This is a genomic window from Curtobacterium sp. A7_M15 (assembly GCF_030705415.1).
In the GTDB taxonomy this organism is placed as follows: domain Bacteria; phylum Actinomycetota; class Actinomycetes; order Actinomycetales; family Microbacteriaceae; genus Curtobacterium.
In genome coordinates this window covers 1-22,885 of record NZ_JAUZED010000009.1, presented here as the reverse complement: position 1 = coordinate 22,885, position 22,885 = coordinate 1, and the positions used below count along the sequence as shown (strand labels likewise).

Below are 22,885 nucleotides of genomic sequence, written 5' to 3'. Positions count from 1 at the left end.
ATGCAGTTGCAACAATCTCGCCCGCGCCTCTGAGATCCGCCCGAATCTTGCATCCTCTCGCAAGGATCGTGCAACTTGGTTTCCGATTTGTAACCGATCTCCCCTGGGCTTGGTGAGCGCTCCCCGCACTGCCTACAGTGCAAAGGTCAAACGTGGCGAGTGGGCACCCGTGCGCCCGCCGCGTCCCATGCACCAGGAGGAATCTTGATCAAGAAGCGCGCTGGGCTCGCAGCCCTCGCCGTGGTCGGGGCCACAGCAATCGCCCTGGCCGGCTGCTCGAGCAACAGCAGCAGCGGAGGTGACAAGTCGGGCTCGACGAACGCGTCCGGCATCGTCACCACCAACGGCAACGAGCCCCAGAACCCGCTCATCCCCTCGAACACCACCGAGGTCGGCGGCGGCAAGATCATCGACTCGATCTTCGAAGGCCTGGTGTCGTACGACGCCAAGGGCAAGCCGGTGAACGAGGTCGCGAAGAGCATCGACACCGATGACTCGAAGACGTTCGACATCAAGCTCAACACGAACTACACCTTCACCAACGGCGAGAAGGTCACGGCCGAGTCGTTCACCAAGGCGTGGGACTGGGCGGCCAAGTACTCGAACAAGCAGAGCGCGAGCTACTTCTTCGAGAACATCGAGGGCTACGACGCCACGAAGGACTCCGACCTCACCGGCCTCAAGGTCGTCAGCGACGACGAGTTCACCGTGACGCTCAAGTCGGCGCAGTCGGACTTCCCGCTGTCCCTCGGCTACTCGGCGTTCGTGCCGCTGCCCTCGGAGTTCTACAAGGACACCAAGGCCTTCGGCGAGAACCCGATCGGCAACGGCCCGTACAAGCTCGACGGCAAGGGTGCGTGGACGCACAACCAGTCGATCAAGCTCGTCACCAACAAGGACTACGAGGGCAAGCGCAAGCCGAAGAACGGTGGTCTGACGATCACGTTCTACACCTCGCAGGACACCGCGTACTCCGACGCCCAGGGCGGCAACCTCGACGTCCTCGACGCCGTGCCGGACAGCGCCTTCGCGACCTACAAGTCCGACTTCCCGGACTCGAACGTCAACCAGGCCGCCGCGATCTTCCAGGCGATCTACCTGCCCTACTACCTCGACCACTGGAAGGGTGAAGAGGGCAAGCTCCGCCGCGAGGCGATCTCGATGGCGATCAACCGCAAGCAGATCACCGACAAGATCTTCGACGGCACCCGCACCCCGGCCAAGGACTTCACCTCCCCGGTGATCGCCGGCTGGAACGACGACCTCGAGGGCTCGGACGTCCTGACCTACGACAAGTCGAAGGCCAAGGAGCTGTGGGCCGAGGCCGATAAGATCTCGCCCTACAACGACACCCTGACCGTCGCGTACAACGCTGACGGTGGCCACCAGGCCTGGGTGACGGCGGTCACGAACTCGATCTCGAGCACGCTCGGCATCAAGGCCGAGGGCAAGGCCTACCCGACCTTCGCCGAGGCGCTCGCGGTCCAGACGGACAACAAGCTCACCGGTGCGAGCCGCACCGGTTGGCAGGCCGACTACCCGTCGCTGTACAACTTCCTCGGCCCGACCATGGGCGACGGCTCGTCGAGCAACTACTCGCGCTACGACTCGGCCGAGTACAACGAGCTCCTCCAGAAGGGCCGTTCGGCCGCGACCGTCGAAGAGGGCAACAAGTACTTCGACCAGGCGCAGGAACTCCTCTTCAAGGACCTGCCGGAGATCCCGCTGTGGTACTCCAACGTCACCGGTGTCTGGAACGCGGACAACGTCTCGAACGTGAAGTTCGGGTGGAACTCGGTGCCGCTGTACTACGACGTCGAGGTCAAGAAGTAACCACAGTCTCCTCGTGAGACACATCGCGGACGGGTATCCTGCTCCGCGACCACCGGACGGGGGTTCGGGAGCCCACCAGGCTCCCGAGCCCCCGTACCACGGCGGCAACACCTTCCCCCACCACAGCGGGCGCCGCCGCCCGCACCGGACTCCCGTGCCGACCCGCGGACCGTCCACCCCTCACGACATGAACCTGAACGACATGCGCGTCCCGAACCAGGCAGGGATCTGATGGCCTGGTACCTCGGCAAGCGCCTCCTGCAACTCATCCCCGTGTTCTTCGGGGCCACGTTCCTCATCTACTTCATGGTGTTCTCCCTGCCGGGTGACCCGATCGCCGCACTGTTCGGCGACCGTCAGCCGTCCCCGCAGGTCATCGAGCAGCTGCGCCAGCAGTACAACCTCGACAAGCCGTTCATCATCCAGTACCTCCTCTGGATCGGCGGCGTGTTCCGCGGCGACCTCGGTCTGACCTACTCGGGTCTGCCGGTCAGCTCGCAGCTCGCGCAGGCCTTCCCGATCACGGCCCGCCTCGCGATCCTCGCCCTGCTGTTCGAGTCGATCGCCGGCATCGTCGTCGGTGTCGTCGCCGGGCTCCGCAAGGGCAAGATCTTCGACGCGACCGCCCTGGTCGTGAGCCTCCTGCTCATCTCGGTGCCCACCTTCGTGGTCGGCTTCCTGCTGCAGTACGTCTTCGGCATCAACCTCGGGTTGTTCCGCGTGACGGTGTCGAGCGATGCGCCGTGGTCCGAGCTGGTGCTGCCGGCGATCGTGCTCGCGACGGTCTCGTTCGCGTACATCGTCCGACTCACCCGTGCGAGCGTCGCCGAGAACGTGTCGGCCGACTTCGTCCGCACCGCCACGGCGAAGGGACTCCCGCGCCGCCGCGTCGTCGGCGTGCACATCTTCCGCAACTCGCTCATCCCCGTGGTGACCTACCTGGGCGTCGACATCGGCAACCTGATGGTCGGCGCGGTCGTCACCGAGGGCATCTTCAACATCCACGGTGTGGGTGGCACGGTGTTCCAGGCCGTCAAGCTCGGCGAGGGCCCGACCGTCGTGTCGTTCGTCGCCGTGATGGTCATCATCTTCATGCTCGCCAACCTCCTGGTCGACCTGCTCTACGCCGTCCTGGACCCGAGGATCCGCTATGCCAAGTAACACCGAACCCCGCTCGGCGACGCACTACGTCGCCCCGATCGAGGAGACCCCGCTCCAGGCGGTCGACCAGGTCAACGAGGACGAGAAGACCCGTTCGACCTGGAGCGACGCCTGGGACGCGATGCGGGTCCGCCCGATGTTCTGGGTGTCCTCCGTCCTGATCCTGCTGATCATCCTCGTGGCGCTCTTCCCGGGTCTTTTCGCCCACGTCGACCCGCGTGCCGCGAACCTGGCGAAGAGCAACGAGGGGTCCGAGCCCGGCCACATCCTCGGGTTCAACCGCCAGGGCAACGACGTGTACGCCCGCACCATCTGGGGTACGCGCAACTCGCTCATCGTCGGCGTCGTCGCGACGGTCCTGGTGTCGATCGTCGGCATCGTCATCGGCGCCCTGGCCGGTTTCTTCGGCGGATGGCTCGACACCATCGTGTCCCGCATCGGTGACATCTTCTTCTCGATCCCGACCGTCCTCGGCGCGATCGTGATCATGTCGGTGCTCCCCGCGCGGAACGCCCTGACGGTGTCGCTCGTCCTCGCGGCGTTCGCCTGGCCGCAGATCGCCCGCATCATGCGCGGCGCGGTGCTCAGCGCGAAGCAGTCCGACTACGTGACCGCCTCGGCGGCGCTCGGCGTGAGCCGGTTCACGACGCTGGTCCGGCACGTGGTGCCGAACTCGCTCGCGCCGGTCATCGTCGTGGCCACGGTGTCGCTCGGCACGTTCATCGTCGCCGAGGCGACGCTGTCCTTCCTCGGCATCGGTCTGCCCGACTCGGCGCTCAGCTGGGGTCAGGACATCGGCAACGCCCAGGCGTCGATCCGCACCGCGCCCTCGACGATCTTCTGGCCGTCGGCCGCACTGTCCATCACCGTGCTCTCGTTCCTCCTCCTCGGTGACGTGGTCCGCGACGCACTCGACCCGAAGGCGAGGGCCCGCCGATGAGCGAGACTCTGACCCAGCCGAACGCCAGCCGCACCGGCGGCACCGGCGCGCCCCTGCTCGAGATCACCGATCTCGAGGTCGGCTTCAAGACCCAGAACGGCTTCGTCCAGGCGGTCCGCGGCGCGAGCTTCACCCTCGAGCAGGGCGAACGGCTCGCGATCGTCGGTGAGTCCGGCTCCGGCAAGTCGACGAGCGCCCAGTCGATCATCAAGCTGCTGCCCGGCACCGGTCAGGTCACCGGCGGTTCGATCAAGTTCAACGGGCGTGAGCTCGTCGGGCTGAGCGACAAGGAGATGTCGGAGATCCGCGGGAAGGAGATCGGCTACGTCCCGCAGGACCCGATGTCGAACCTCAACCCGCTGTGGTCGGTCGGCTTCCAGGTGGAAGAAGCCATCAAGGCCAACGGCATCGCGACCGGCAAGCACGACATCCGCGCCCGCGCGATCGAGGTCCTGCAGGAGGCCGGCCTCGGCGACGCGTCGACCCGCCTCAAGCAGTTCCCGCACGAGTTCTCCGGCGGCATGCGGCAGCGCGTGCTCATCGGCATCGGTCTGTCGAGCCGCCCGAAGCTGCTCATCGCCGACGAGCCGACGAGTGCGCTCGACGTCACCGTGCAGCGCGTCATCCTCGACCACCTCGAGACCCTCACCCGGGACTTCGGCACCTCCGTCCTGTTCATCACGCACGACCTCGGCCTCGCCGCCGAGCGCGCCGAGAAGCTCGTCGTGATGTACAAGGGCCAGGTGGTGGAGGCCGGGCCCTCGAAGGAGATCCTGGCGAACCCGCGGCACCCGTACACGCAGCGCCTCGTCGCCGCCGCCCCCTCACTCGCGAGCCGTCGCATCCAGTCGAAGGTGCAGCACCAGCGCGTCGACATCGCGGACGTCGGCAGCGACGACGCCGAGCTCCTCGCCCGTGCGCAGGAGCGCGAGCACGCACCGGCGGAGGACCTCATCGTGGTGAAGAACCTCGAGAAGGTCTACAAGCTGCGCGGCAAGAACCTCGCCACCCGCGAGCTGAAGGCCGTCGACGACGTCTCGTTCTCGATCCCGAAGGGCACCACCACGGCACTCGTCGGCGAGTCCGGCTCGGGCAAGTCGACCGTCGCGAAGCTCGTCCTGCAGCTCGAGGACATCACCCGCGGCACGGTCCAGTTCGACGGCATTGACATCGGCGCGCTGAAGGGCAAGGACCTCTTCGACTTCCGTCGCCGGGTGCAGCCGGTCTTCCAGGACCCGTACGGTTCGCTCGACCCGATGTACAACGTCGGGAACACGATCGCCGAGCCGCTGAAGACGCACAAGGTCGGCGACAAGGACTCGCGCCGTGCGCGTGTGCTCGAGCTGCTCGACCAGGTCGCACTGCCGAAGTCGATGGTCAACCGCTACCCGAACGAGCTCTCGGGCGGGCAGCGGCAGCGCATCGCCGTCGCACGGGCGCTCGCGCTCAAGCCCGAGGTCATCGTGCTCGACGAGGCGGTCTCCGCGCTCGACGTGCTCGTGCAGGGCCAGATCCTCGACCTGCTCACCGAGCTGCAGTCCGAGCTGGGACTGACCTACCTGTTCATCACGCACGACCTGGCAGTCGTCCGCCTGGTGGCGGACAACGTCTGCGTCATGCGCAAGGGGCAGATCGTCGAGAAGGCGACCACCGACGAGGTCTTCGCCAACCCGCGCGAGCAGTACACGAAGGACCTGCTCGACGCCATCCCGGGCGCCGGGTTCGAGTTCGGACGCTGATCCCGCTGGACACGAACGAGGCCGGACGCACCGTCGTCCTCCGCGCGGGCCGCGGAGGGGCGGTCGCGTCCGGCCTCGTCGCGTTCCTGGCGCTGTTCATGCTCGGCGACGCCGCGGTGCGGGGGAGCTGGGACGTCGTCCTCCACGCGGTCGGCCCCCTCGCCGCGCTCGTCTGGGTGCTCTGGGTGCTGACCTTCCGCCCGCACGTGCGGCTCGCCGACGACGCGGTCACGGTCGTGAACCCGCTCCGGTCCACGACCGTCCCGTGGGGCGCCGTCGAGGACGTCAGGATGCGCTGGCAGATCGTGCTCGACCTCTCCGACGGCCGTCGGCTCACCTGCTGGGGCGGACCGTCGTTGCCGCGGCCGAAGCCGGCCCGACGCGGGGAGCCGCGCGTGCTGCGGCAGCCCGACGAGTTCGTCGCGGTCCGCAACCGCTGGTCCGAGCGACACGGGGTCACGCCCGACGCCCCCGTCGTCCGGGGCTGGGACGCACCCGCCCTCGCGTCCGGCATCGTCGTGCTGGCGTGCTGCGTGCTCGCCGTGCTCGTCTGACGCGAGCGCACCCACGGCTGCCACAGCAGCGTGCGAGGTTCCGTGCACCGTGCCGGGTCATCGCGCCCCCACAGCGAGCGGAACCTCGCACGCTGTGGACGTGGGGAGCGGACGGACGGGAGGCGCGGTGCCAGCTGGCACCGCGCCTCCCGTCCGTCAGGTGGTGGCGTCCTGTCAGGCCGCCGCCGACACGCGCTCGGTGAGGAGCGGGTTCTGGTCGGTCTGGATGCAGGCGACGCCGCGGCCGTGCACGTCCTGCAGCCGGGGGTCCACGGAACGGCACTGCTGCTGACGGCCCTCGTCGAGGAGCTGGTACAGCGGGCAGCGGGTGCGGAAGCGGCAGCCCTCGATCCGCTCGGTGGGGGAGGGGAGGTCGCCGTCGAGCAGGATGCGTCCGCGCGCGGCCTCGGCGAACGGGTCCGGCACCGGGACCGCGGACAGCAGCGCCCGGGTGTACGGGTGCTGCGGGTCGTCGAAGACCCGGTCGCCCTCGCCGTACTCGACGATCCGACCGAGGTACATCACCGCCACGTCGTCCGCGATGTGCCGGACGACGGACAGGTCGTGCGCCACGAACAGGTAGGACAGGCCCAGGCGGTGCTTCAGGTCCTCGAGCAGGTTGATGACACCGGCCTGCACGGACACGTCCAGAGCGGACACGGGCTCGTCGAGCACGAGGATCTTCGGTTCGACGATGAGCGCGCGGGCGATGCCGATGCGCTGGCGCTGCCCGCCGGAGAACTCGTGCGGGTACCGGTCGATGTAGCTCGGTTCGAGGCCGACGAGCTCGAGGGAGTCCCGGACGCGACGGCGGATCTCGTCCTTCGGCACGCCCTGCACCGTGAGCGGCTCGCCGATGACGGAGCCGATGTCGAGTCGGGGGTCGATGGAGGCCATCGGGTCCTGGAAGACGACCTGGATGTCGCTCCGGAGTGCCCGGCGGTCCGCTTTCGAGAGCGTTCCGGTGTCGACGCCGTTGACCTTGATCGTGCCCTGCTGCGCCCCGGCGAGCTCGAGGATCTCCATGATCGTCGTGGTCTTGCCGCAGCCGGACTCCCCGACGAGTCCGAGGACCTGTCCGCGCTTCAGCGTGAGGGAGATACCGTCGACCGCGTGCACCTCGCCGATGCGTCGGCGGAAGACGGCGCCCTTCGTGAGCGGGAAGGTCTTGACGACGTCGTCGAGCTGCAGGACCACGTCGTCGCCGTGGTCGGTCTCGGACTCGGGGACGTCCTCGGGGCGCGGGAAGATCTCGGACCGCGCGAGCGTACCGGCGGCGATCTCGTCGCGGCGGATGCACGCGGCGGTGTGCTCGTCGTCGAAGGCGCCGTTCGTGATGGTCGGCGTCGCACCCGTGAGGACCGGGTTGTCGTCGCTCGGTGCGACCGAGGGTGCGATGAGCGCCGGCTCGGCCTCGCGGCAGGCGTCGAGGACCGCGGGGCAGCGGTCGGCGAACGGGCAGCCGGTCGGCTTCTGGGTGAGCAGCGGCGGTCGACCCTCGAGCGGGACGAGCCGTTCGGAGCGGGCCGACGCCATGTTCGGCATCGAGCGGAGCAGACCGATCGTGTACGGCATGACCGGTTCGCGGAAGAGCGGCTCGACCGGAGCCGTCTCGACGATCCGCCCGGCGTACATCACGGCCACGCGGTCCGCGTTGCCGGCGACCACGCCGAGGTCGTGGGTGATGAGCACGACGGCGGCGCCGGTCATGTCCTTGGCGGTCTGCAGGACGTCGAGGATCTGTGCCTGGATCGTCACGTCGAGCGCGGTGGTCGGCTCGTCCGCGATGATCAGCTTCGGGTCGTTCGCGATGGCGATCGCGATCATCGCCCGCTGTCGCATGCCACCGGAGAACTCGTGCGGGAAGGCGTCGAGCCGACGCGTCGGGTTCGGGATGCCGACGACGCGCAGGAGTTCCTCGGCGCGGGTCCGGGCGGCGTGCGCGGTGAGGTTCCGGTCGTGCAGCCGCAGCCCCTCGATGATCTGCTGGCCGATCGTGTACACGGGCGTCAGCGCCGAGAGGGGGTCCTGGAAGACCATCGCGATGTCGCCGCCGCGCAGCTTCGACATCTCGCGGTCGTTCAGGCCGAGCAGCTCGCGGCCGTCGAACCGGATGCTGCCCTCGACCTTCGCCGACGACGGGAGCAGGCCCATCACGGCCATCGAGGACACCGACTTGCCCGACCCGGACTCGCCGACGATGCCGAGGAACTCGCCCTGGTTCACGGAGTAGTCCACGCCGCGGACGGCGTACACGGGCTTCGAGCCCGGGTTGAACGTGACGGCGAGGTCGGAGACGGTGAGCAGCGGCTCAGTCACGGTTGGCTCCCGAGGTGGGGTCGATGGCGTCGCGCAGGGCGTCGCCGAGCAGGCTGGTGGAGAGGACGGTGGCCACGAGCGTCGCGGCCGGCAGGACGAACAGCCACGGCCGTGTGACCGCGGACTGGCTGCCGGCGGCGAGCAGCGTGCCGAGCGACACGTCCGGCACCTGGATGCCGAAGCCGAAGTAGCTCAGGGCGCTCTCGGACAGGATCATTGCGCCGACCCCGAGCGTGGCGTCGATGATGAGCAGCGAGGCGACGTTCGGCAGGATGTGCCGGCGGATGATCGTGAACGACGGCACACCCATGAAGCGGGCGGCCTTGACGTAGTCGCGCTCCCGGAGGGACATCGTCTGACCGCGGATCACGCGGGCCATGATCATCCACCCGAAGATCGCCAGACCCACGATGAGCGCCAGCCAGCTGAGGTTCTTGAACAGCGGGCTGAGGAGGACGAGCGCGTAGAACGACGGGATGACCAGGAGCAGGTCGATGCCCCACACCAGCGCCCGGTCGACGAACCCGCCGAAGTACCCGGCGATCGCACCGACGATGCCGGCGATGAGGGTCGCGGCGGGACCGGCGATGAGCCCGATCAACAGCGACTTCTGCAGGCCGACGAGCGTCTGCGCGTAGATGTCCTGGCCGATGTCGTTCGTCCCGAACCAGTGGGACGCGCTCGGCGGCATGCCGAAGGCGAGCCCGTCGGAGTCGACGGCGTTCCAGTGGTAGAGGTAGGGGCCGACGAAGGCCCACAGCAGGATGAGGAGCAGTGCGCCGCCGCCGATGCGGGCACGCCAGGTGCCGAACACCTTGCGCCACAGCGGGGTGCGCCCGCCCTTCACCTCGACGACGTGCGCCGGCTGCCCGGCGTTGCCGTCGCCGGGGTCACCGGCGGTGGTCGTGGTCGTGGGGTCGAGAACAGACACGGGTCACACCCTCACTCGCGGGTCGAGCGCGGCGTAGAGCAGGTCCGCGAGGGTGCCTGCGATGAGCACGAGGATCGCCGTGAAGAGGATCGTGCCCGCTGCCGCGTTGATGTCGTTGTTCGTGATGCTCTGGATGAAGTACTCACCCATGCCGTGCCAGCTGAAGACCAGTTCGGTGATGCTCGCACCCGTCAGGATGAGGCCGAACGAGTACGCGAAGAACGTCGACATCGGGATGAGGGCGACGCGCACACCGTGGCGCATGATGGCCGATCCACGCGTCCGGCCCTTCGAACGGGCCGTGCGGATGAAGTCGTTCGAGAGCACGTCGAGCATCGCGGAGCGCTGGTACCGCGAGTACGACGCGACCGCGCCGACCGTCAGCGAGATCGTCGGTAACAGCAGGTGCACCAACCGGTCGCCGAGGACGGGGAAGAACCCGCTGACCCCGGGCGTGTACTCACCGGTGAAGCTGATCACCTGCGTGCCGACGAGGTTGTTCAGGTTCGTGGCGAGGATCATCAGGACCACTGCGATGACGAACGGCGGGGTCGCCAGCACCGTGAACGACGCGTACGTCGACACCTGGTCGGACGTCCGGTACTGCCGGACCGCGTTCCACACGCCGAGCAGCACACCGAGGACCGCACCGAGCAGGGTGCCGATCACGAGCAGCCGCAGGCTCGTCCCGGAGCGGGCGAAGATGTCCGCGGTGACCTCGGTGCCGCGGGCGCTGATGCCCAGCGAGCCGTGCGTGACCAGGTTGACCCACCAGTTCCAGGTACGAACCAGGAGCGGCGTGTTCGGGTCGGCGCCGAGCTTCTGCAGCGCGGCGTCGATCGAGCTCTGCGGAACCGGTGGGTTCTTGCCGAGGTACCGGGCCATCGGGTTGAGCGTCGCGCTGGCGAGGATGTAGCCGAGCGTCGTCGCGACGATCGTCAGGATCACGTAGTTGACGATCCGCTTCGCGAGGAAAGCAAGCATGTACTGGGACCTCAGTGGGGTGCGGCCGTCCGTCCGGACGGCGTTATTCGGTGGCGACAGGTTAGCCGCTCCCGAGCCGGGGTGGGTGATCCCTGTTGACGCTATGCAACATTCGTTACGAGCATGTTTCGATTCGGTACAGCAGCCCTTGTGCGACCTTCGGATGTGACTAGGGTTCTCAACCAACAGGCGCGGCGACGGGGGTCGACGCGTCCCGGCGCTCCGGCGCGAACCACAACGAAAGGGAATCCTCGCCATGCGAATGAGGATCAAGACGACGGCCGTGCTCGCCACAGCAGCCGCCGCGGCACTCGTGCTCGCGGGCTGCTCCGGCGGCGGGTCCGCCGGACAGAGCAGCTCGGCCGTCGCCACGTCGTCGCTGAAGTCGACGGGCTGGACGGTCGCCGACCGCGACTCGATCAAGGACGGCGGCTCGCTCACCCTGCCGATCGACTCCGCACCGGCGAACTGGCAGCTGTCGAACCTCGACTCCGGGACGGTCGACGACAACACGATCGCAGGCACCTACCTGCCCGGGTTCATCCAGTTCAAGGCGAACGGCGAGTGGGAGGCGAACAAGGACTACGTCGACTCGATCGAGCTGACGAAGGACTCGCCCCAGACCGTCGAGATCAAGATCAACCCCAAGGCGGTCTGGTCCGACGGCACCCCGATCACCGAGAAGGACGTCGAGGCGAACTGGAAGGCGCTGAACGGGACGAACAAGGCGTTCGCACCGCTCGCCACCAACGTCTGGGAGGACGTCGACTCGGTCAAGCAGGGTTCGGACGAGCGCGACGTCATCGTGACGTTCTCGAAGACGAACGCCGACTGGCCGAGCGTCTTCACCGCGATCTACCCGTACTGGGCCGTTGACACCCCCGACCACTTCAACAAGTCGTGGGCAACGGGCCCGTACGCGGCCGACGGCAAGACCTACGTCTCCGGTGGTCCGTACATCCTCAAGTCCTTCGACGCGAACGGCGGCGTCGTGACGTTCGAGAAGAACTCGAAGTGGTGGGGTGACGCACCGAAGCTCGACACGATCGTCTTCAAGACGGTGTCCCGCGACGGTGTCGCCCAGGCGTACGCGAACAAGGAGTTCGACGCCTTCAACCTGAACGGCAGCGCGGACAACTTCAAGACCGCGAACACCCGCTCGGACTCGAAGATCGAGCGCTCGCTCGGCACGACCCAGCGTCAGATCACCCTGAACGGCACGTCGGACGTCTTCAAGGACCAGACGGTCCGCCAGGCGTTCGCGCAGGCGATCAACCGCCAGGTCGTCGCGCAGGCGATCCTCTCGCCGGTGAAGAGCCCGGTGCAGGTCCTCAACAACCTCGTCTACCTGCCCGGTCAGAAGGGCTACCAGGACAACGTCTCGTCGGTCTACGGCTACAGCACCGACAAGGCGAAGAAGAAGCTCGAGGACGCCGGCTACACGATCGGCTCGGACGGCTACGCGACGAAGGACGGCAAGACGCTCGACGTCCGCTTCGTCATCCCGTCGGACAACCAGAACTCGGCGAACGTCGCGCAGCTCGTGCAGCAGCAGACGAAGCTCGCCGGCTTCAAGGTGACGATCGACACCGTCCCGACCGACGACTTCTTCACGAAGTACATCACCACCGACGGCCGTGACTTCGACGCGACGTACTTCGCCTGGCAGGGCACGCCCTTCCCGGTGTCGTCGCTGAAGTCGATCTACTACCCCGCCGACGCCGGCCAGAACTACACCGGCGTGACCGACGACTCGCTCGGCGCGGCATGGGACAAGGCGAACGCCGAACTCGACGCCGACAAGCGCATCGAGGACGCGGACGCGATCGACAAGAAGATCGTCAAGGTCGCGGGCACCATCCCGCTGTTCCCGGAGCCCTACGCCTGGGGCGTGCGCAAGGACCTCGTGAACTACGGTCCGGCGCAGTTCCAGCAGTCCTCCGTCAAGTGGCAGGACGTGGGCTACAAGAAGTAGTCCGCAGCAGTCGCTGAACGAACGACATCCCCGACGTCGCACGACGTCGGGGATGTCGTTCTTCGTCGGGCCTCGGCGTTCGGGTCAGAGCTGCGCGGCCGCCAGGGTCGCGACGAAGCCGAGGACGATCATCGCGAGGACCGACCACCCGTGCGCACGGTGCGTGATCGGCGCAGCCGTCACGGTCGCCGGGGGCGGGCCGTCCTGGGCGGGCGGTTCGGGGACGAACGCGCGCATGCGCTCGGCCGCGGCTTCCACGTCGAGGCGATCCGCGCCTCCTGGACGACCGTCGACCACAGCGGCCAGTCGCGCCGACCTGCGGGTGGCGAGCCACGTCCGACGGACGCCCTCGCTCGTGACGATCTCGATGCCGTACTTGGTGCGCACCTCGGTGACGCGGCGCCAGGCGTAGGTGCTCGTGCGGCGGACGTCGACGATGCGGAGGTGCTCGTCGGTCAGCTCGAAGCGCGGACGCCAGAGGACCGCCCACGCGACGAAGGCGATGAACAGGCTGGGGACGGGGGCGAGCCAGGCGGCGCCGCCGGTGAGGAGCGCGAGCGGGACGAGCGCGGCGGCCGCGACCCACAGGACGACGGCGAGCAGGCGCATGCCGGGGGCGAGGATCGTGGTCACGCCGACGAGGCTACAAGGCGAGTGGTGACGAGATGCCTCCCCGGGGACGCCCGGGGAGCGGGTGTGACACACCAGCGCGTATCTCCGGACGACCCGATTCCCCGGGGAGGCGGATCCTTGCGGACCTCTCGTGTCGTCAATCGTGATCGACCCCCGTTCGGGTGTCAATACCCCAGGTTGTCGCATCTTCGGGGGACCGACACGCCGAGACGTGCCGACTCAGGCCACGAGCATCTCGATCTGTGCCCGGATCGCGGCCGCCTTGGGGAACCGGAGCCCCACGAGGCCCACGTGCCGCCAACGGACCACCCCGTCCGGCCCGATCACGAACACGGACCGCCGGAGCCCGATCCCCGGCGCCTGCACGCCGTAGGCACGGATGACGTCCCCGGCGGTGTCGCTCAGCAGCGGGAAGCTGAGCGAGGACCCGCGGGCGAACGCCTCGTGGGAGTCGAGGGCCTGCGGGCTGACCCCCCACACGACGGCGCCGAGGGCGCCGAAGTCGTCGAGCTCCTCTTGGTAGCTGCAGAGCTGTGCCGTGCAGACCGGTGTGGCGTCGCCCGGGTAGAACGCGAGCACGACCGTCCGGCCGATCTCGGCGGACAGGGTGTACTCGTCGTCGGTGCGGATGCCGTCCCGCACGATCATGCCGGGCAGGGTGAATCCGGGTGCGGGGTCGCCGACCTCGGGGATGCTCATGCGGCCACGGTAGGGGCGGGTCCTCGGTCCGGCGCGGCGCCGCGCTGTGGGTTCACTGTGGGATCGCCGGACCGGGGTCTGGTCGGTCCGCCGCATCGCCGACGCCCGAACGGGGGTCGTCTCAGCGGAACAGCTGCGGGAACGCGTGCGCGACCCAGGGGTACCCGACGAACACGGCGGCGTCGAGCAGGCAGTGGGTGATGACGAGGGGGAGGAGCCGTCCCCACTTCGTGTAGATCCAGCCGAACACGATGCCCATCACGGCGTTCCCGACGAACGCGCCGAAGCCCTGGTACAGGTGGTAGCTCCCGCGGAGGACCGCGGTGGAGAGGACGACCTGCCAGCGCCCCCAGCCGAGCGAGCCCAGTCGTTCGTAGAGGTACCCGACGACGATGACCTCCTCCTGCAGCCCGGAGCGGATCGCCGAGAGCAGCAGCACCGGGATCGTCCACCAGTACGAGTCGAGCGCCGCGGGGTTCACGTTGACGGTGAACCCGAGTGCCCGCCCGGTGAAGTACAGCGCCAGCCCGGGGATCCCGATGCCGAGGGCGATGAGCGCCGCGCCGCCGAGGTCGGGTCCCACACGGAACCGGTCGATGCCGAGGCGCCCGAGGTGCGGGCGCGTGGTGCTCCAGAGCAGGTAGCAGACGAGCGCGACCGGTGCGAGGTCGACCGCGATGCCCACGAGCTGGCGGGCGAGGTCGACGTACTGCACGGTCGTGGTCGAGGTGTTGAGCGCCGTGGACTGCTGTCCGAGGGGCGTCGTCTGGGACAGGTCGTCGATGATCTGCAGGATCGAGTAGAGCGCGCTGCCGCCCAGCGAGAGCATCAGCACGATCGTGATCTCGATCCACGTTCGCCGACGGCTCATGCGCTGTACTCCTCATGCTTGCGAACTACCGGTAGACTGGCGTGTCGGGCGTTCTGCCCGAGGGTGCCATGTGTCCACGACGACCGGCCGCCCGATCTTCTTCCGAACACCAAAGGATGTCCTGTATGGCGCTCGCCACCCGGTCCGACCTGCGCAACGTCGCCATCGTGGCACACGTCGACCACGGCAAGACCACCCTCGTCGACGCGATGCTCACGCAGACCAACTCGTTCGACGCCCACTTCGAGGGCGAAGACCGGATGATGGACTCGAACGACCTCGAGCGCGAGAAGGGCATCACCATCCTCGCGAAGAACACCTCGGTGCTCTACAACGGGAAGCACGCCGAGGAGTTCAACCCGGGCGGTCGCATCACGATCAACGTGATCGACACCCCCGGCCACGCCGACTTCGGTGGCGAGGTCGAGCGCGGCCTCTCCATGGTCGACGGTGTCGTGCTGCTCGTCGACGCGTCCGAGGGCCCGCTGCCCCAGACCCGGTTCGTGCTCCGCAAGGCGCTCGCCGCGAAGCTCCCGGTGATCCTGCTCGTCAACAAGACGGACCGCCCGGACTCCCGCATCGACGAGGTCGTGTCCGAGTCGCAGGACCTCCTGCTCGGCCTGGCCTCCGACCTGTCGGACGAGGTCGACGACCTCGACCTCGACGCCATCCTCGACGTCCCGGTGGTCTACGCCTCCGGCCGTGCCGGTGCTGCGTCGCGCAACAAGCCCGAGGACGGCACGCTGCCGGACAACGACGACCTCGAGCCGCTGTTCGAGGCGATCCTGCAGCACGTCCCCGCCCCGAAGTACGACGACGAGCACCCGCTGCAGGCGCACGTCACGAACCTCGACGCCTCGCCGTTCCTCGGCCGCCTCGCGCTGCTCCGCATCTTCCACGGCACCATGAAGAAGGGCCAGACGGTCGCGTGGGTCAAGCACGACGGCACCGTCCAGAACGCTCGCATCACCGAGCTGCTCATCACCAAGGCGCTCGACCGCTACCCGGCCGAGTCTGCGGGCCCCGGTGACATCGTCGCCGTCGCCGGCTTCGAGGACATCACCATCGGTGAGACCCTGACCGACCCGGACGACGTCCGTCCGCTGCCGACCATCACGGTCGACGACCCGGCGATCTCGATGACCATCGGGACCAACACGAGCCCGCTCGTCGGCAAGGTCAAGGGCCACAAGCTCACCGCCCGCATGGTCAAGGACCGCCTCGACCGCGAGCTCATCGGCAACGTGTCGCTCAAGGTCCTCGACATCGGCCGTCCCGACGCGTGGGAGGTCCAGGGCCGCGGCGAGCTCGCGCTGGCGATCCTCGTCGAGCAGATGCGCCGCGAGGGCTTCGAGCTCACCGTCGGCAAGCCGCAGGTGGTCACGAAGCGTGACGAGAACGGCAAGCTCCAGGAGCCCTACGAGCACATGACGATCGACACGCCGGAGGAGCACCTCGGCGCGATCACGCAGCTCATGGCCGCGCGCAAGGGTCGCATGGAGAACATGACGAACCACGGCACCGGCTGGATCCGCATGGAGTTCATCGTGCCGTCGCGTGGTCTCATCGGCTTCCGCACCGCGTTCCTCACCGAGACCCGCGGCACCGGCATCGCCAACGCGATCTCGCACGGGTACGCCGAGTGGGCCGGCCCGATCCAGACCCGCGTCAACGGCTCGATCGTCTCGGACCGCTCGGGTGTCGTCACGCCGTTCGCCATCACGAACCTCCAGGAGCGGATGACGTTCTTCGTCAACCCCACCGAAGAGGTCTACGAGGGCATGGTCATCGGCGAGAACTCGCGCGCCGACGACATGGACGTCAACATCACGAAGGAGAAGAAGCTCACCAACATGCGTTCGGCGAACGCTGACTCCTTCGAGTCGATGACGCCGTCGCGCCAGCTGTCGCTCGAGGAGTGCCTCGAGTTCGCGCGCGAGGACGAGTGCGTCGAGGTCACCCCCGACGCCGTCCGCATCCGCAAGGTCGAGCTCGACGCACAGGCCCGCCAGCGTGCCTACGCCCGTCTGAAGCGTCAGGACGCGTAAGCGGTCCACCCAGGAGGCGCGTCCTCCCTCCGACGGCCCGGTCACCTCGTCCGAGGTGGCCGGGCCGTCGTCGGATGTACCGTGGTGCGCGTGACTCTCGACCTCCTCTCGCTGTACCAGGACCTCCACGCCCACCCCGAGCTCGGCTTCCAGGAGCACCGCACGGCGGGCATCGTCGCCGACCGGCTCGCCGAGATCGGCGGGATCGAGGTCACGACGGGCGTCGGCGGCACGGGTGTCGTCGGCGTCCTGTCGAACGGCGAGGGGCCCGTCGTCTGGCTCCGAGCCGACATGGACGGGCTGCCGGTCCAGGAGCGCACCGGCCTGCCCTACGCCAGCGAGCACCACAGCACCGACGAGGACGGCAACGACGTCCCGACGATGCACGCGTGCGGCCACGACATCCACGTGACGTGGCTGCTCGGCACCCTCGAGCGTCTCGCGGCCACCACGGGCGACTGGCACGGTACCGTCGTTGCCGTCTTCCAGCCGGCGGAAGAGGTCATCTCGGGCGCGCGGGCGATGGTCGAGGACGGCCTCGTCGAGCGCTTCCCGAAGCCCGACGTCGTGCTCGGGCAGCACTCGGCGCCGGCGCCGGTCGGCATCGTCGCGGTCGGCAGCGGCCCGGTGATGGCGTCGAGCGACCGGCTGACCGTCACGTTCAACGGCCGCGGTGCGCACGGTTCCGCGCCGCAGGCGTCCCTCGATCCGGTCGTCACCGCAGCGTCGGCCGTCGTCCGCCTGCAGACGGTCGTCTCGCGCGAGGTCTCGCCGAGCGACGCCGGGGTCGTCACGGTGGGCAGCTTCCACGCCGGCACCCGCGCGAACATCATCCCCGACCAGGCCGTCATCGAGATCTCCACGCGGGCACGCAACGAGGAGACCCGCGAGCGCATCATCGCGTCGATCGAGCGCATCGTCCGCGCCGAGAGCGAGGCCGGCGGGCTGCCCGAGCCGACCATCGTGCGGTCGCCGGGCGCCGAGGTCACCGTGAACGACGCCGAGGCCGCCCAGACCGTGCTCGACGCGATCCGCGCCGAGGTCCCCGGTGCGCGTGACCTCGAGATCGGCCTGGCGATGGCGTCCGAGGACGTCGGTCAGCTCGCCACCGCTGCGGGGGCGCCGCTCGTCTACTGGTTCACCGGCATCACCGACCCGGAGCTGTTCCGTCGCGGCGAGGACATCCCGAGCAACCACTCGCCGTTCTACGCACCGCAGGCAGAGACGGCGATCCCGGTGGGCGTCGACGCCCTCGTGGCGGCGACGCGCGCCTACGTCGCCTGACGCGGGCGGCCCCGCAGGACCGACCAGGAGGCGCGGCGCGACCCCGCCACGCACGTGACGTTCCCAGGGGACTCACGCCGCGCCTCCCGTCTCGCCCCCTAGGGTGCTGGGCATGCGCACCCCGACCCGCACCCTGATCGCCGCCGTCGCCGCCGGCATCGCACTCGCCGGCCTCTCCGGCTGCTCGTCCGACGCCGTGCAGCAGGCGACCGATCTCGGTTCGTCGGTCGCGTCGAGCGTGGCCGAGGGTGTGCAGGGCATCGACGGCAAGGCGATCCAGGACGGCATGGCCTCTGTCGCCGGTGGCATCGACGGCGCTCTCGACACCGCGCTCAAGGGCGCGAACGTGACCTCCGACGGCAAGGTCCCGGACGGCTTCCCGACGAAGGACGTCCCGCTCGTCGACGGCACGGTGCTCGGCGGCGGCACCGGACCGAACGGATCCGGCTGGGTCGTGCAGGTCCGGGCCGCCTCGGTCGACGACTTCCAGACAGCCGCCCAGCAGCTGACGGACGCCGGGTTCACCGAGTCGGCCAAGCGGGCGGACTCGACCAGTGCCTTCGGGATGTTCCGCAGCGACGCCCACCGCGTGGTCCTGACCTTCTCCGACGGCGGTGAGGGCGTCACGGCGACCTACATCGTGACGTCCCGCTAGTCGCCGCTCGGTACGCTGGACCCGATGTCGAAGGCCCCAGCAACCCGCCCCGAGCGCGTCCTGTTCGTGCACGCCCACCCCGACGACGAGACGCTCGCGTCGGGAGGGACGATCGCCACCCTGCTCGAGCTCGGCGCCGAGGTGACCGTCCTCACCGCCACCCGGGGTGAGCGCGGGGAGATGCTGACGGCCGAGCTCGCGCCGCTCTTCGGCGACGGTCCGCGGATCGCCGCGCACCGCGAGACCGAGATCGCCGCGGCACTCGGCGCGCTCGGCGGACCGCGGCACCTCTGGCTCGGTGGCCCGGGTGCGCGTCCGACGGACCTGCCCGAGCGCCGTTACACCGACTCCGGCATGCAGTGGGGCGACGACGGTCGGGCCGTCGCCGCCGGGGACGCCCCGGCGGACTCGCTGACCGCGGCGGACCTCGGCGAGGTCGTCGACGACATCCGCGCCGCGATCCGGTCCACGGGCGCGGACGCCGTGGTGAGCTACGCCGATGACGGCGGGTACGGTCACCCCGACCACGTGCGGGTCCACCACGCCGCGCGGTACGCCGCCCGCGCCGAGGAAGTCCCGTTCTCGATGATCGTCGACCCCGACTCCGGGCAGGCCGACCTGACCGTCGACGTCGTGCCCGTGCGGGCGAAGGTGCGGGCGGCCGTCGAGCAGTACCGGTCCCAGGTGACCGTCGACCCTGCCGATCCCCGTGACCCGACCGCGCTGTCGTGGGTGATGCCGCACGGCGTCCGGCACGAGGCCCCGGCGGTCGAGGCCTTCCGCCACGACGCCGACCGTGTCCCGCAGGCGCCGCAGACCTTCGCCGAGTTCTCGCGCCAGGGGAAGGTCACCGCGGTCGTGGTCGCCCTCGTGCTCGGACTCGTCGCCGGGGGACTCGGGACGGTCACGCACCAGCAGGCCCTCGGGTCGTTCCCGATCGGCATCGTGCTCACCTCGCTCATCGTGATCGGGCTCACGGTCGGCATCCGGCTGCTGTACCGGTCGCGGGCGATGGTCGCCGCGGTCGGGATCGGGATCATCGCCGCGACCCAGGTGCTGTCGTCGGTGGGCGGGCAGAGCTCCCCGCTCGTGCTCGCCAACGTCGCGGGCTACGTGTGGACGTTCGGGCCGGCGGTCGTCACGGCGCTCGTGCTCGCCTGGCCGGACCTGTCCGGCATCCGGGCGTCGGCCGCCGGGCGGTCAGGTGCATCCGACCGGGCGTGACGGTCGCGCGGGCGGTCAGGTGCAGCCGGGCCGCGCGGGTAGACTCGATCTGCTCAGTCCGAAGGGAGCACCCCAACCGTGACGTACGTGATCGCCCAGCCCTGTGTCGACGTCAAGGACCGCGCCTGCATCGACGAATGCCCGGTCGACTGCATCTACGAGGGTGACCGGTCGCTGTACATCCACCCCGACGAGTGCGTCGACTGCGGCGCGTGCGAGCCGGTGTGCCCGGTCGAGGCGATCTACTACGAGGACGACCTCCCGGACGAGTGGGCGGACTACTACAAGGCCAACGTCGAGTTCTTCGAGGAGGTCGGTTCCCCCGGCGGTGCCGCGAAGGTCGGCGTGATCCACAAGGACCACCCGGTCGTGATGGCCGAACCGCCGCGCGGCTGAACCGGACCCGACCCGTGGCGCTCGACCTCCCCGACTTTCCCTGGGACCAGCTCGTCCCGTTCAAGCAGCAGGCCGCGTCGTACGAGGGCTGCATCGTCGACCTCAGCGTCGGCTCGCCCGTCGACCCGACGCCCGCGGTCGTCCGCACGGCACTGGCCGAGGCGACCGACGCACACGCCTACCCGCAGGTCGCCGGCACCCCGGCCCTGCGCGAGGCGATCGCGGACTGGTACGGCCGGCGCCAGGGCGTGACGCTCACGCCGGACCAGGTGCTCCCGACCATCGGGTCGAAGGAGTTCATCGCCGGGCTCGCGCTCTGGCTCGGCATCGGCCGCGGCGACACGGTGGTGTTCCCGGCCGCTGCGTACCCGACGTACGAGCTCGGTGCGGCCCTGGTCGGCGCCGATGCCCTCGCGTCCGACGACCCGGCCGCGTGGCCGTCCACCACGAAGCTCGTCTGGCTGAACTCGCCGGGCAACCCCGACGGCCGTGTGCTGTCGATCGACGAGCTGCGCGTCGCCGTCGAGCGCGCGCGGGAGCTCGGCGCCGTCATCGTCGGCGACGAGTGCTACGCCGAACTCGGGTGGGAGCCGCCGTACGACACGAGCCCGACCCCGACGATCCTCGACCCCCGGGTCGTGGGCGACTCGGTGGACGGGGTGCTCAGCGTGTACTCGCTGTCGAAGCAGTCGAACCTCGCCGGCTACCGGGCGGCCTTCGTCGCCGGCGACGCACGGGTGCTCGCCGAGGTGCTCGCGGTCCGCAAGCACACGGGCATGATGCCGCCCCTGCCGGTGCAGGAGGCGATGATCGTCGCCCTCGCCGACGAGACCCACGTGCAGGCGCAGAAAGCGCTCTACCGCGCACGGCGGAACATGCTCCGTCGGGCACTCGACGGCGCTGGCTTCCGGATCGACCACAGCGAGGCGGGCCTGTACCTCTGGGCCACCCGCGGCGAGCCCGCACTCGACACCGTCGCCTGGCTGGCGGAACGCGGGATCCTCGTGGCACCGGGCACGTTCTACGGTGCCGCGGGGGCCGAGCACGTGCGGGTCGCGCTCACCGCGACCGACGAGCGGATCGCCGCGGCCGCGCAGCGTCTGGCGAGTGGACGCCGACTGAACGGCGCCTGACGGGGCGGCACCGCGCCTCCAGGCAGCATTCCGCTCGCCGCGCAATCCGTGCTTCCCACCACATCCGGAGCCTTCGTGTGTGCACGACCGACAGCGGGCGCGATTAGGCTGTCACCGTGACTGACACTGCCAATGACGCTCAGAAGACGGCCACACCGCCCACCACGCCCGTCCCCGTGAGTCCCGCTGCCGAGCAGGCCGCGGCGACCGCGACGCTGACGTACCCGGGTGGCACGGCGGAGTTCCCGATCCTGCCGAGCGTCGACGGTGCGTCCACCATCGACATCTCGACCTTCAAGAAGCAGACCGGGATGAACACGCTCGACTACGGGTTCGTGAACACCGGGTCGACGAAGAGCGCGATCACCTACATCGACGGCGACCAGGGGATCCTGCGGTACCGCGGCTACCCGATCGACCAGGTCGCGTCGGAGCTGACCTTCCTCGAGGTCGCGTGGCTCCTCATCTACGGCGAGCTGCCGACTGAGTCCGAGCTGGCGGACTTCGACGCCCGCATCCGCCGGCACACCCTGCTGCACGAGGACCTGCGTCGGCTGTTCGACGCGCTGCCGCACTCGGCGCACCCGATGTCCGTCCTCTCGAGCGCCGTCAGCGCACTGTCGACCTACTACGAAGACGACATGGACGTCGACGACCCCGAGAAGGTCGAGCTCCAGACCGTCCGGCTCCTCGCGAAGCTGCCGGTGATCGCGGCGTACGCGCACAAGAAGTCGATCGGGCAGGCGTTCCTGTACCCGGACAACTCGCTCTCGTTCGTCGACAACTTCCTCCGGCTCAACTTCGGCACCATGGCCGAGACGTACGAGCCGAACCCGGTGCTCTCGAAGGCCCTCGAGCGGCTGCTCATCCTGCACGAGGACCACGAGCAGAACGCCTCCACTGCGACCGTGCGGCTCGTCGGCTCGACGAAGGCGAACATGTTCGCGTCGATCTCCGCCGGCATCAACGCGCTGTACGGCCCGCTGCACGGCGGTGCGAACGAAGCCGTGCTCGAGATGCTCCAGCAGATCAAGGACTCCGGCGAGCCGGTGACACGCTTCGTCGAGCGGGTGAAGAACAAGGAGCGCGGGGTGAAGCTCATGGGCTTCGGGCACCGCGTCTACAAGAACTACGACCCGCGCGCCAAGCTCGTGAAGGAGTCCGCACACGAGGTGCTCGAGGCCCTGGGCGTGCAGGACGACCTGCTCGACATCGCCATGGAGCTCGAGGGGATCGCGCTCGAGGACGAGTACTTCGTCAGCCGGAAGCTCTACCCGAACGTCGACTTCTACACGGGGATCATCTACAAGGCGATGGGCTTCCCGCCGCGGATGTTCACGGTCCTGTTCGCCATCGGGCGTCTGCCGGGGTGGATCGCGCAGTGGCGCGAGCTCAACAACGACCCGCTGAACAAGATCGGGCGCCCGCAGCAGCTCTACGTGGGGTACCCCGAGCGGGACCTGCCGGCGCGCTGACGCGGGGGCGCGGCGCGCGCGGCGCGGCGCC

General features: G+C 69.1%; 19 protein-coding genes. 13 read left to right on the top strand and 6 right to left on the bottom strand.

Features of this window, described 5'->3' with window-relative positions:
* Positions 1-204: 204 nt before the first annotated feature.
* The 5 genes from Q7F20_RS03230 to Q7F20_RS03210 all read left to right on the top strand — a co-directional run bounded on the left by Q7F20_RS03230 (position 205) and on the right by Q7F20_RS03210 (position 6,227).
* Positions 205-1,833 (top strand): ABC transporter substrate-binding protein, encoded by a 1,629-nt coding sequence (locus tag Q7F20_RS03230; RefSeq protein WP_305738670.1) that lies wholly within the window; start codon positions 205-207, stop codon positions 1,831-1,833.
* A gap of 231 nt (positions 1,834-2,064) precedes the next feature.
* Entirely contained in the window at positions 2,065-2,994 is a 930-nt protein-coding gene (locus tag Q7F20_RS03225; protein ID WP_305738669.1) for an ABC transporter permease, read from the top strand.
* Positions 2,984-3,934 carry an ABC transporter permease gene (locus Q7F20_RS03220; protein ID WP_305738668.1) on the top strand — a complete coding sequence of 317 codons (951 nt, stop codon included), beginning with the start codon at positions 2,984-2,986 and terminating at the stop codon, positions 3,932-3,934. Before Q7F20_RS03225 ends, Q7F20_RS03220 begins: the two co-directional genes overlap by 11 nt.
* On the top strand, positions 3,931-5,673 hold the full coding sequence (locus tag Q7F20_RS03215) for an ABC transporter ATP-binding protein (RefSeq protein ID WP_305738667.1): 1,743 nt from the start codon (positions 3,931-3,933) through the stop codon (positions 5,671-5,673). Before Q7F20_RS03220 ends, Q7F20_RS03215 begins: the two co-directional genes overlap by 4 nt.
* A gap of 98 nt (positions 5,674-5,771) precedes the next feature.
* Positions 5,772-6,227 (top strand): PH domain-containing protein, encoded by a 456-nt coding sequence (locus Q7F20_RS03210; protein WP_305738666.1) that lies wholly within the window; start codon positions 5,772-5,774, stop codon positions 6,225-6,227.
* A 174-nt stretch (positions 6,228-6,401) separates the two neighbouring features.
* On the opposite strand, the gene Q7F20_RS03205 is transcribed toward Q7F20_RS03210, so the two are convergent.
* From Q7F20_RS03205 to Q7F20_RS03195, 3 genes are read right to left on the bottom strand one after another with little or no spacing between them, the layout of a single operon-like run.
* A complete protein-coding gene (locus Q7F20_RS03205; RefSeq protein ID WP_305738665.1) occupies positions 6,402-8,546 on the bottom strand; it encodes an ABC transporter ATP-binding protein in 2,145 nt (714 codons plus the stop codon).
* Positions 8,539-9,477 carry an ABC transporter permease gene (locus tag Q7F20_RS03200; RefSeq protein ID WP_305738664.1) on the bottom strand — a complete coding sequence of 313 codons (939 nt, stop codon included), beginning with the start codon at positions 9,475-9,477 and terminating at the stop codon, positions 8,539-8,541. The genes Q7F20_RS03205 and Q7F20_RS03200 overlap by 8 nt, the downstream gene beginning before the upstream one ends.
* 3 nt (positions 9,478-9,480) lie before the next feature.
* Positions 9,481-10,461 (bottom strand): ABC transporter permease, encoded by a 981-nt coding sequence (locus tag Q7F20_RS03195; protein WP_305738663.1) that lies wholly within the window; start codon positions 10,459-10,461, stop codon positions 9,481-9,483.
* Positions 10,462-10,717: 256 nt separating this feature from the next.
* Here Q7F20_RS03195 and Q7F20_RS03190 point away from each other — a divergent pair, with 256 nt between their 5' ends.
* Positions 10,718-12,436: an ABC transporter family substrate-binding protein gene (locus Q7F20_RS03190; RefSeq protein ID WP_305738662.1), complete on the top strand. Its 1,719-nt coding sequence runs from the start codon at positions 10,718-10,720 to the stop codon at positions 12,434-12,436.
* An 84-nt stretch (positions 12,437-12,520) separates the two neighbouring features.
* Here Q7F20_RS03190 and Q7F20_RS03185 read toward each other — a convergent pair whose 3' ends face one another.
* The 3 genes from Q7F20_RS03185 to Q7F20_RS03175 all read right to left on the bottom strand — a co-directional run bounded on the left by Q7F20_RS03185 (position 12,521) and on the right by Q7F20_RS03175 (position 14,639).
* Entirely contained in the window at positions 12,521-13,069 is a 549-nt protein-coding gene (locus Q7F20_RS03185) for a hypothetical protein (RefSeq protein ID WP_305738661.1), read from the bottom strand.
* A 219-nt stretch (positions 13,070-13,288) separates the two neighbouring features.
* Positions 13,289-13,768, bottom strand: a complete 480-nt coding sequence (locus Q7F20_RS03180) for a peroxiredoxin (RefSeq protein ID WP_305738660.1) — start codon at positions 13,766-13,768, stop codon at positions 13,289-13,291.
* A gap of 121 nt (positions 13,769-13,889) precedes the next feature.
* On the bottom strand, positions 13,890-14,639 hold the full coding sequence (locus Q7F20_RS03175; RefSeq protein ID WP_305738659.1) for a CPBP family intramembrane glutamic endopeptidase: 750 nt from the start codon (positions 14,637-14,639) through the stop codon (positions 13,890-13,892).
* 125 nt (positions 14,640-14,764) lie between these two features.
* On the opposite strand from Q7F20_RS03175, the gene typA reads away from it, so the two are divergent.
* The 7 genes from typA (at position 14,765) to Q7F20_RS03140 (ending at position 22,854) form a co-directional block, all read left to right on the top strand.
* Entirely contained in the window at positions 14,765-16,687 is a 1,923-nt protein-coding gene (typA, locus tag Q7F20_RS03170; protein ID WP_305738658.1) for a translational GTPase TypA, read from the top strand.
* A 90-nt stretch (positions 16,688-16,777) separates the two neighbouring features.
* The gene (locus tag Q7F20_RS03165) at positions 16,778-17,971 is read left to right on the top strand and encodes an amidohydrolase (RefSeq protein WP_305738657.1); all 1,194 of its coding nucleotides are present in this window, start codon (positions 16,778-16,780) and stop codon (positions 17,969-17,971) included.
* A 112-nt stretch (positions 17,972-18,083) separates the two neighbouring features.
* Complete coding sequence (locus Q7F20_RS03160; protein ID WP_305738656.1) at positions 18,084-18,626, top strand: hypothetical protein; 543 nt, start codon at positions 18,084-18,086, stop codon at positions 18,624-18,626.
* 24 nt (positions 18,627-18,650) lie between these two features.
* Positions 18,651-19,850: a PIG-L family deacetylase gene (locus tag Q7F20_RS03155; protein WP_305738655.1), complete on the top strand. Its 1,200-nt coding sequence runs from the start codon at positions 18,651-18,653 to the stop codon at positions 19,848-19,850.
* Between the two features lie 78 nt (positions 19,851-19,928).
* Entirely contained in the window at positions 19,929-20,246 is a 318-nt protein-coding gene (gene fdxA / locus Q7F20_RS03150; protein ID WP_058728223.1) for a ferredoxin, read from the top strand.
* 14 nt (positions 20,247-20,260) lie between these two features.
* Positions 20,261-21,379 carry a succinyldiaminopimelate transaminase gene (gene dapC / locus Q7F20_RS03145; protein ID WP_305738654.1) on the top strand — a complete coding sequence of 373 codons (1,119 nt, stop codon included), beginning with the start codon at positions 20,261-20,263 and terminating at the stop codon, positions 21,377-21,379.
* 176 nt (positions 21,380-21,555) lie between these two features.
* Positions 21,556-22,854, top strand: a complete 1,299-nt coding sequence (locus Q7F20_RS03140) for a citrate synthase (protein WP_305738707.1) — start codon at positions 21,556-21,558, stop codon at positions 22,852-22,854.
* Positions 22,855-22,885 lie beyond the last annotated feature (31 nt).

Bases quoted from the DNA above. Each gene is read 5' to 3' on its own strand.
- Q7F20_RS03180 (WP_305738660.1), bottom strand. From the start codon at position 13,768: ATGAGCATCCCCGAGGTCGGCGACCCCGCACCCGGATTCACCCTGCCC.
- Q7F20_RS03190 (WP_305738662.1), top strand. From the start codon at position 10,718: ATGCGAATGAGGATCAAGACGACGGCCGTGCTCGCCACAGCAGCCGCC.
- Q7F20_RS03195 (WP_305738663.1), bottom strand. From the start codon at position 10,461: ATGCTTGCTTTCCTCGCGAAGCGGATCGTCAACTACGTGATCCTGACG.
- Q7F20_RS03155 (WP_305738655.1), top strand. From the start codon at position 18,651: ATGTCGAAGGCCCCAGCAACCCGCCCCGAGCGCGTCCTGTTCGTGCAC.
- Q7F20_RS03220 (WP_305738668.1), top strand. From the start codon at position 2,984: ATGCCAAGTAACACCGAACCCCGCTCGGCGACGCACTACGTCGCCCCG.
- Q7F20_RS03225 (WP_305738669.1), top strand. From the start codon at position 2,065: ATGGCCTGGTACCTCGGCAAGCGCCTCCTGCAACTCATCCCCGTGTTC.
- Q7F20_RS03210 (WP_305738666.1), top strand. From the start codon at position 5,772: ATGCTCGGCGACGCCGCGGTGCGGGGGAGCTGGGACGTCGTCCTCCAC.
- Q7F20_RS03160 (WP_305738656.1), top strand. From the start codon at position 18,084: ATGCGCACCCCGACCCGCACCCTGATCGCCGCCGTCGCCGCCGGCATC.
- typA (WP_305738658.1), top strand. From the start codon at position 14,765: ATGGCGCTCGCCACCCGGTCCGACCTGCGCAACGTCGCCATCGTGGCA.
- Q7F20_RS03215 (WP_305738667.1), top strand. From the start codon at position 3,931: ATGAGCGAGACTCTGACCCAGCCGAACGCCAGCCGCACCGGCGGCACC.
- Q7F20_RS03175 (WP_305738659.1), bottom strand. From the start codon at position 14,639: ATGAGCCGTCGGCGAACGTGGATCGAGATCACGATCGTGCTGATGCTC.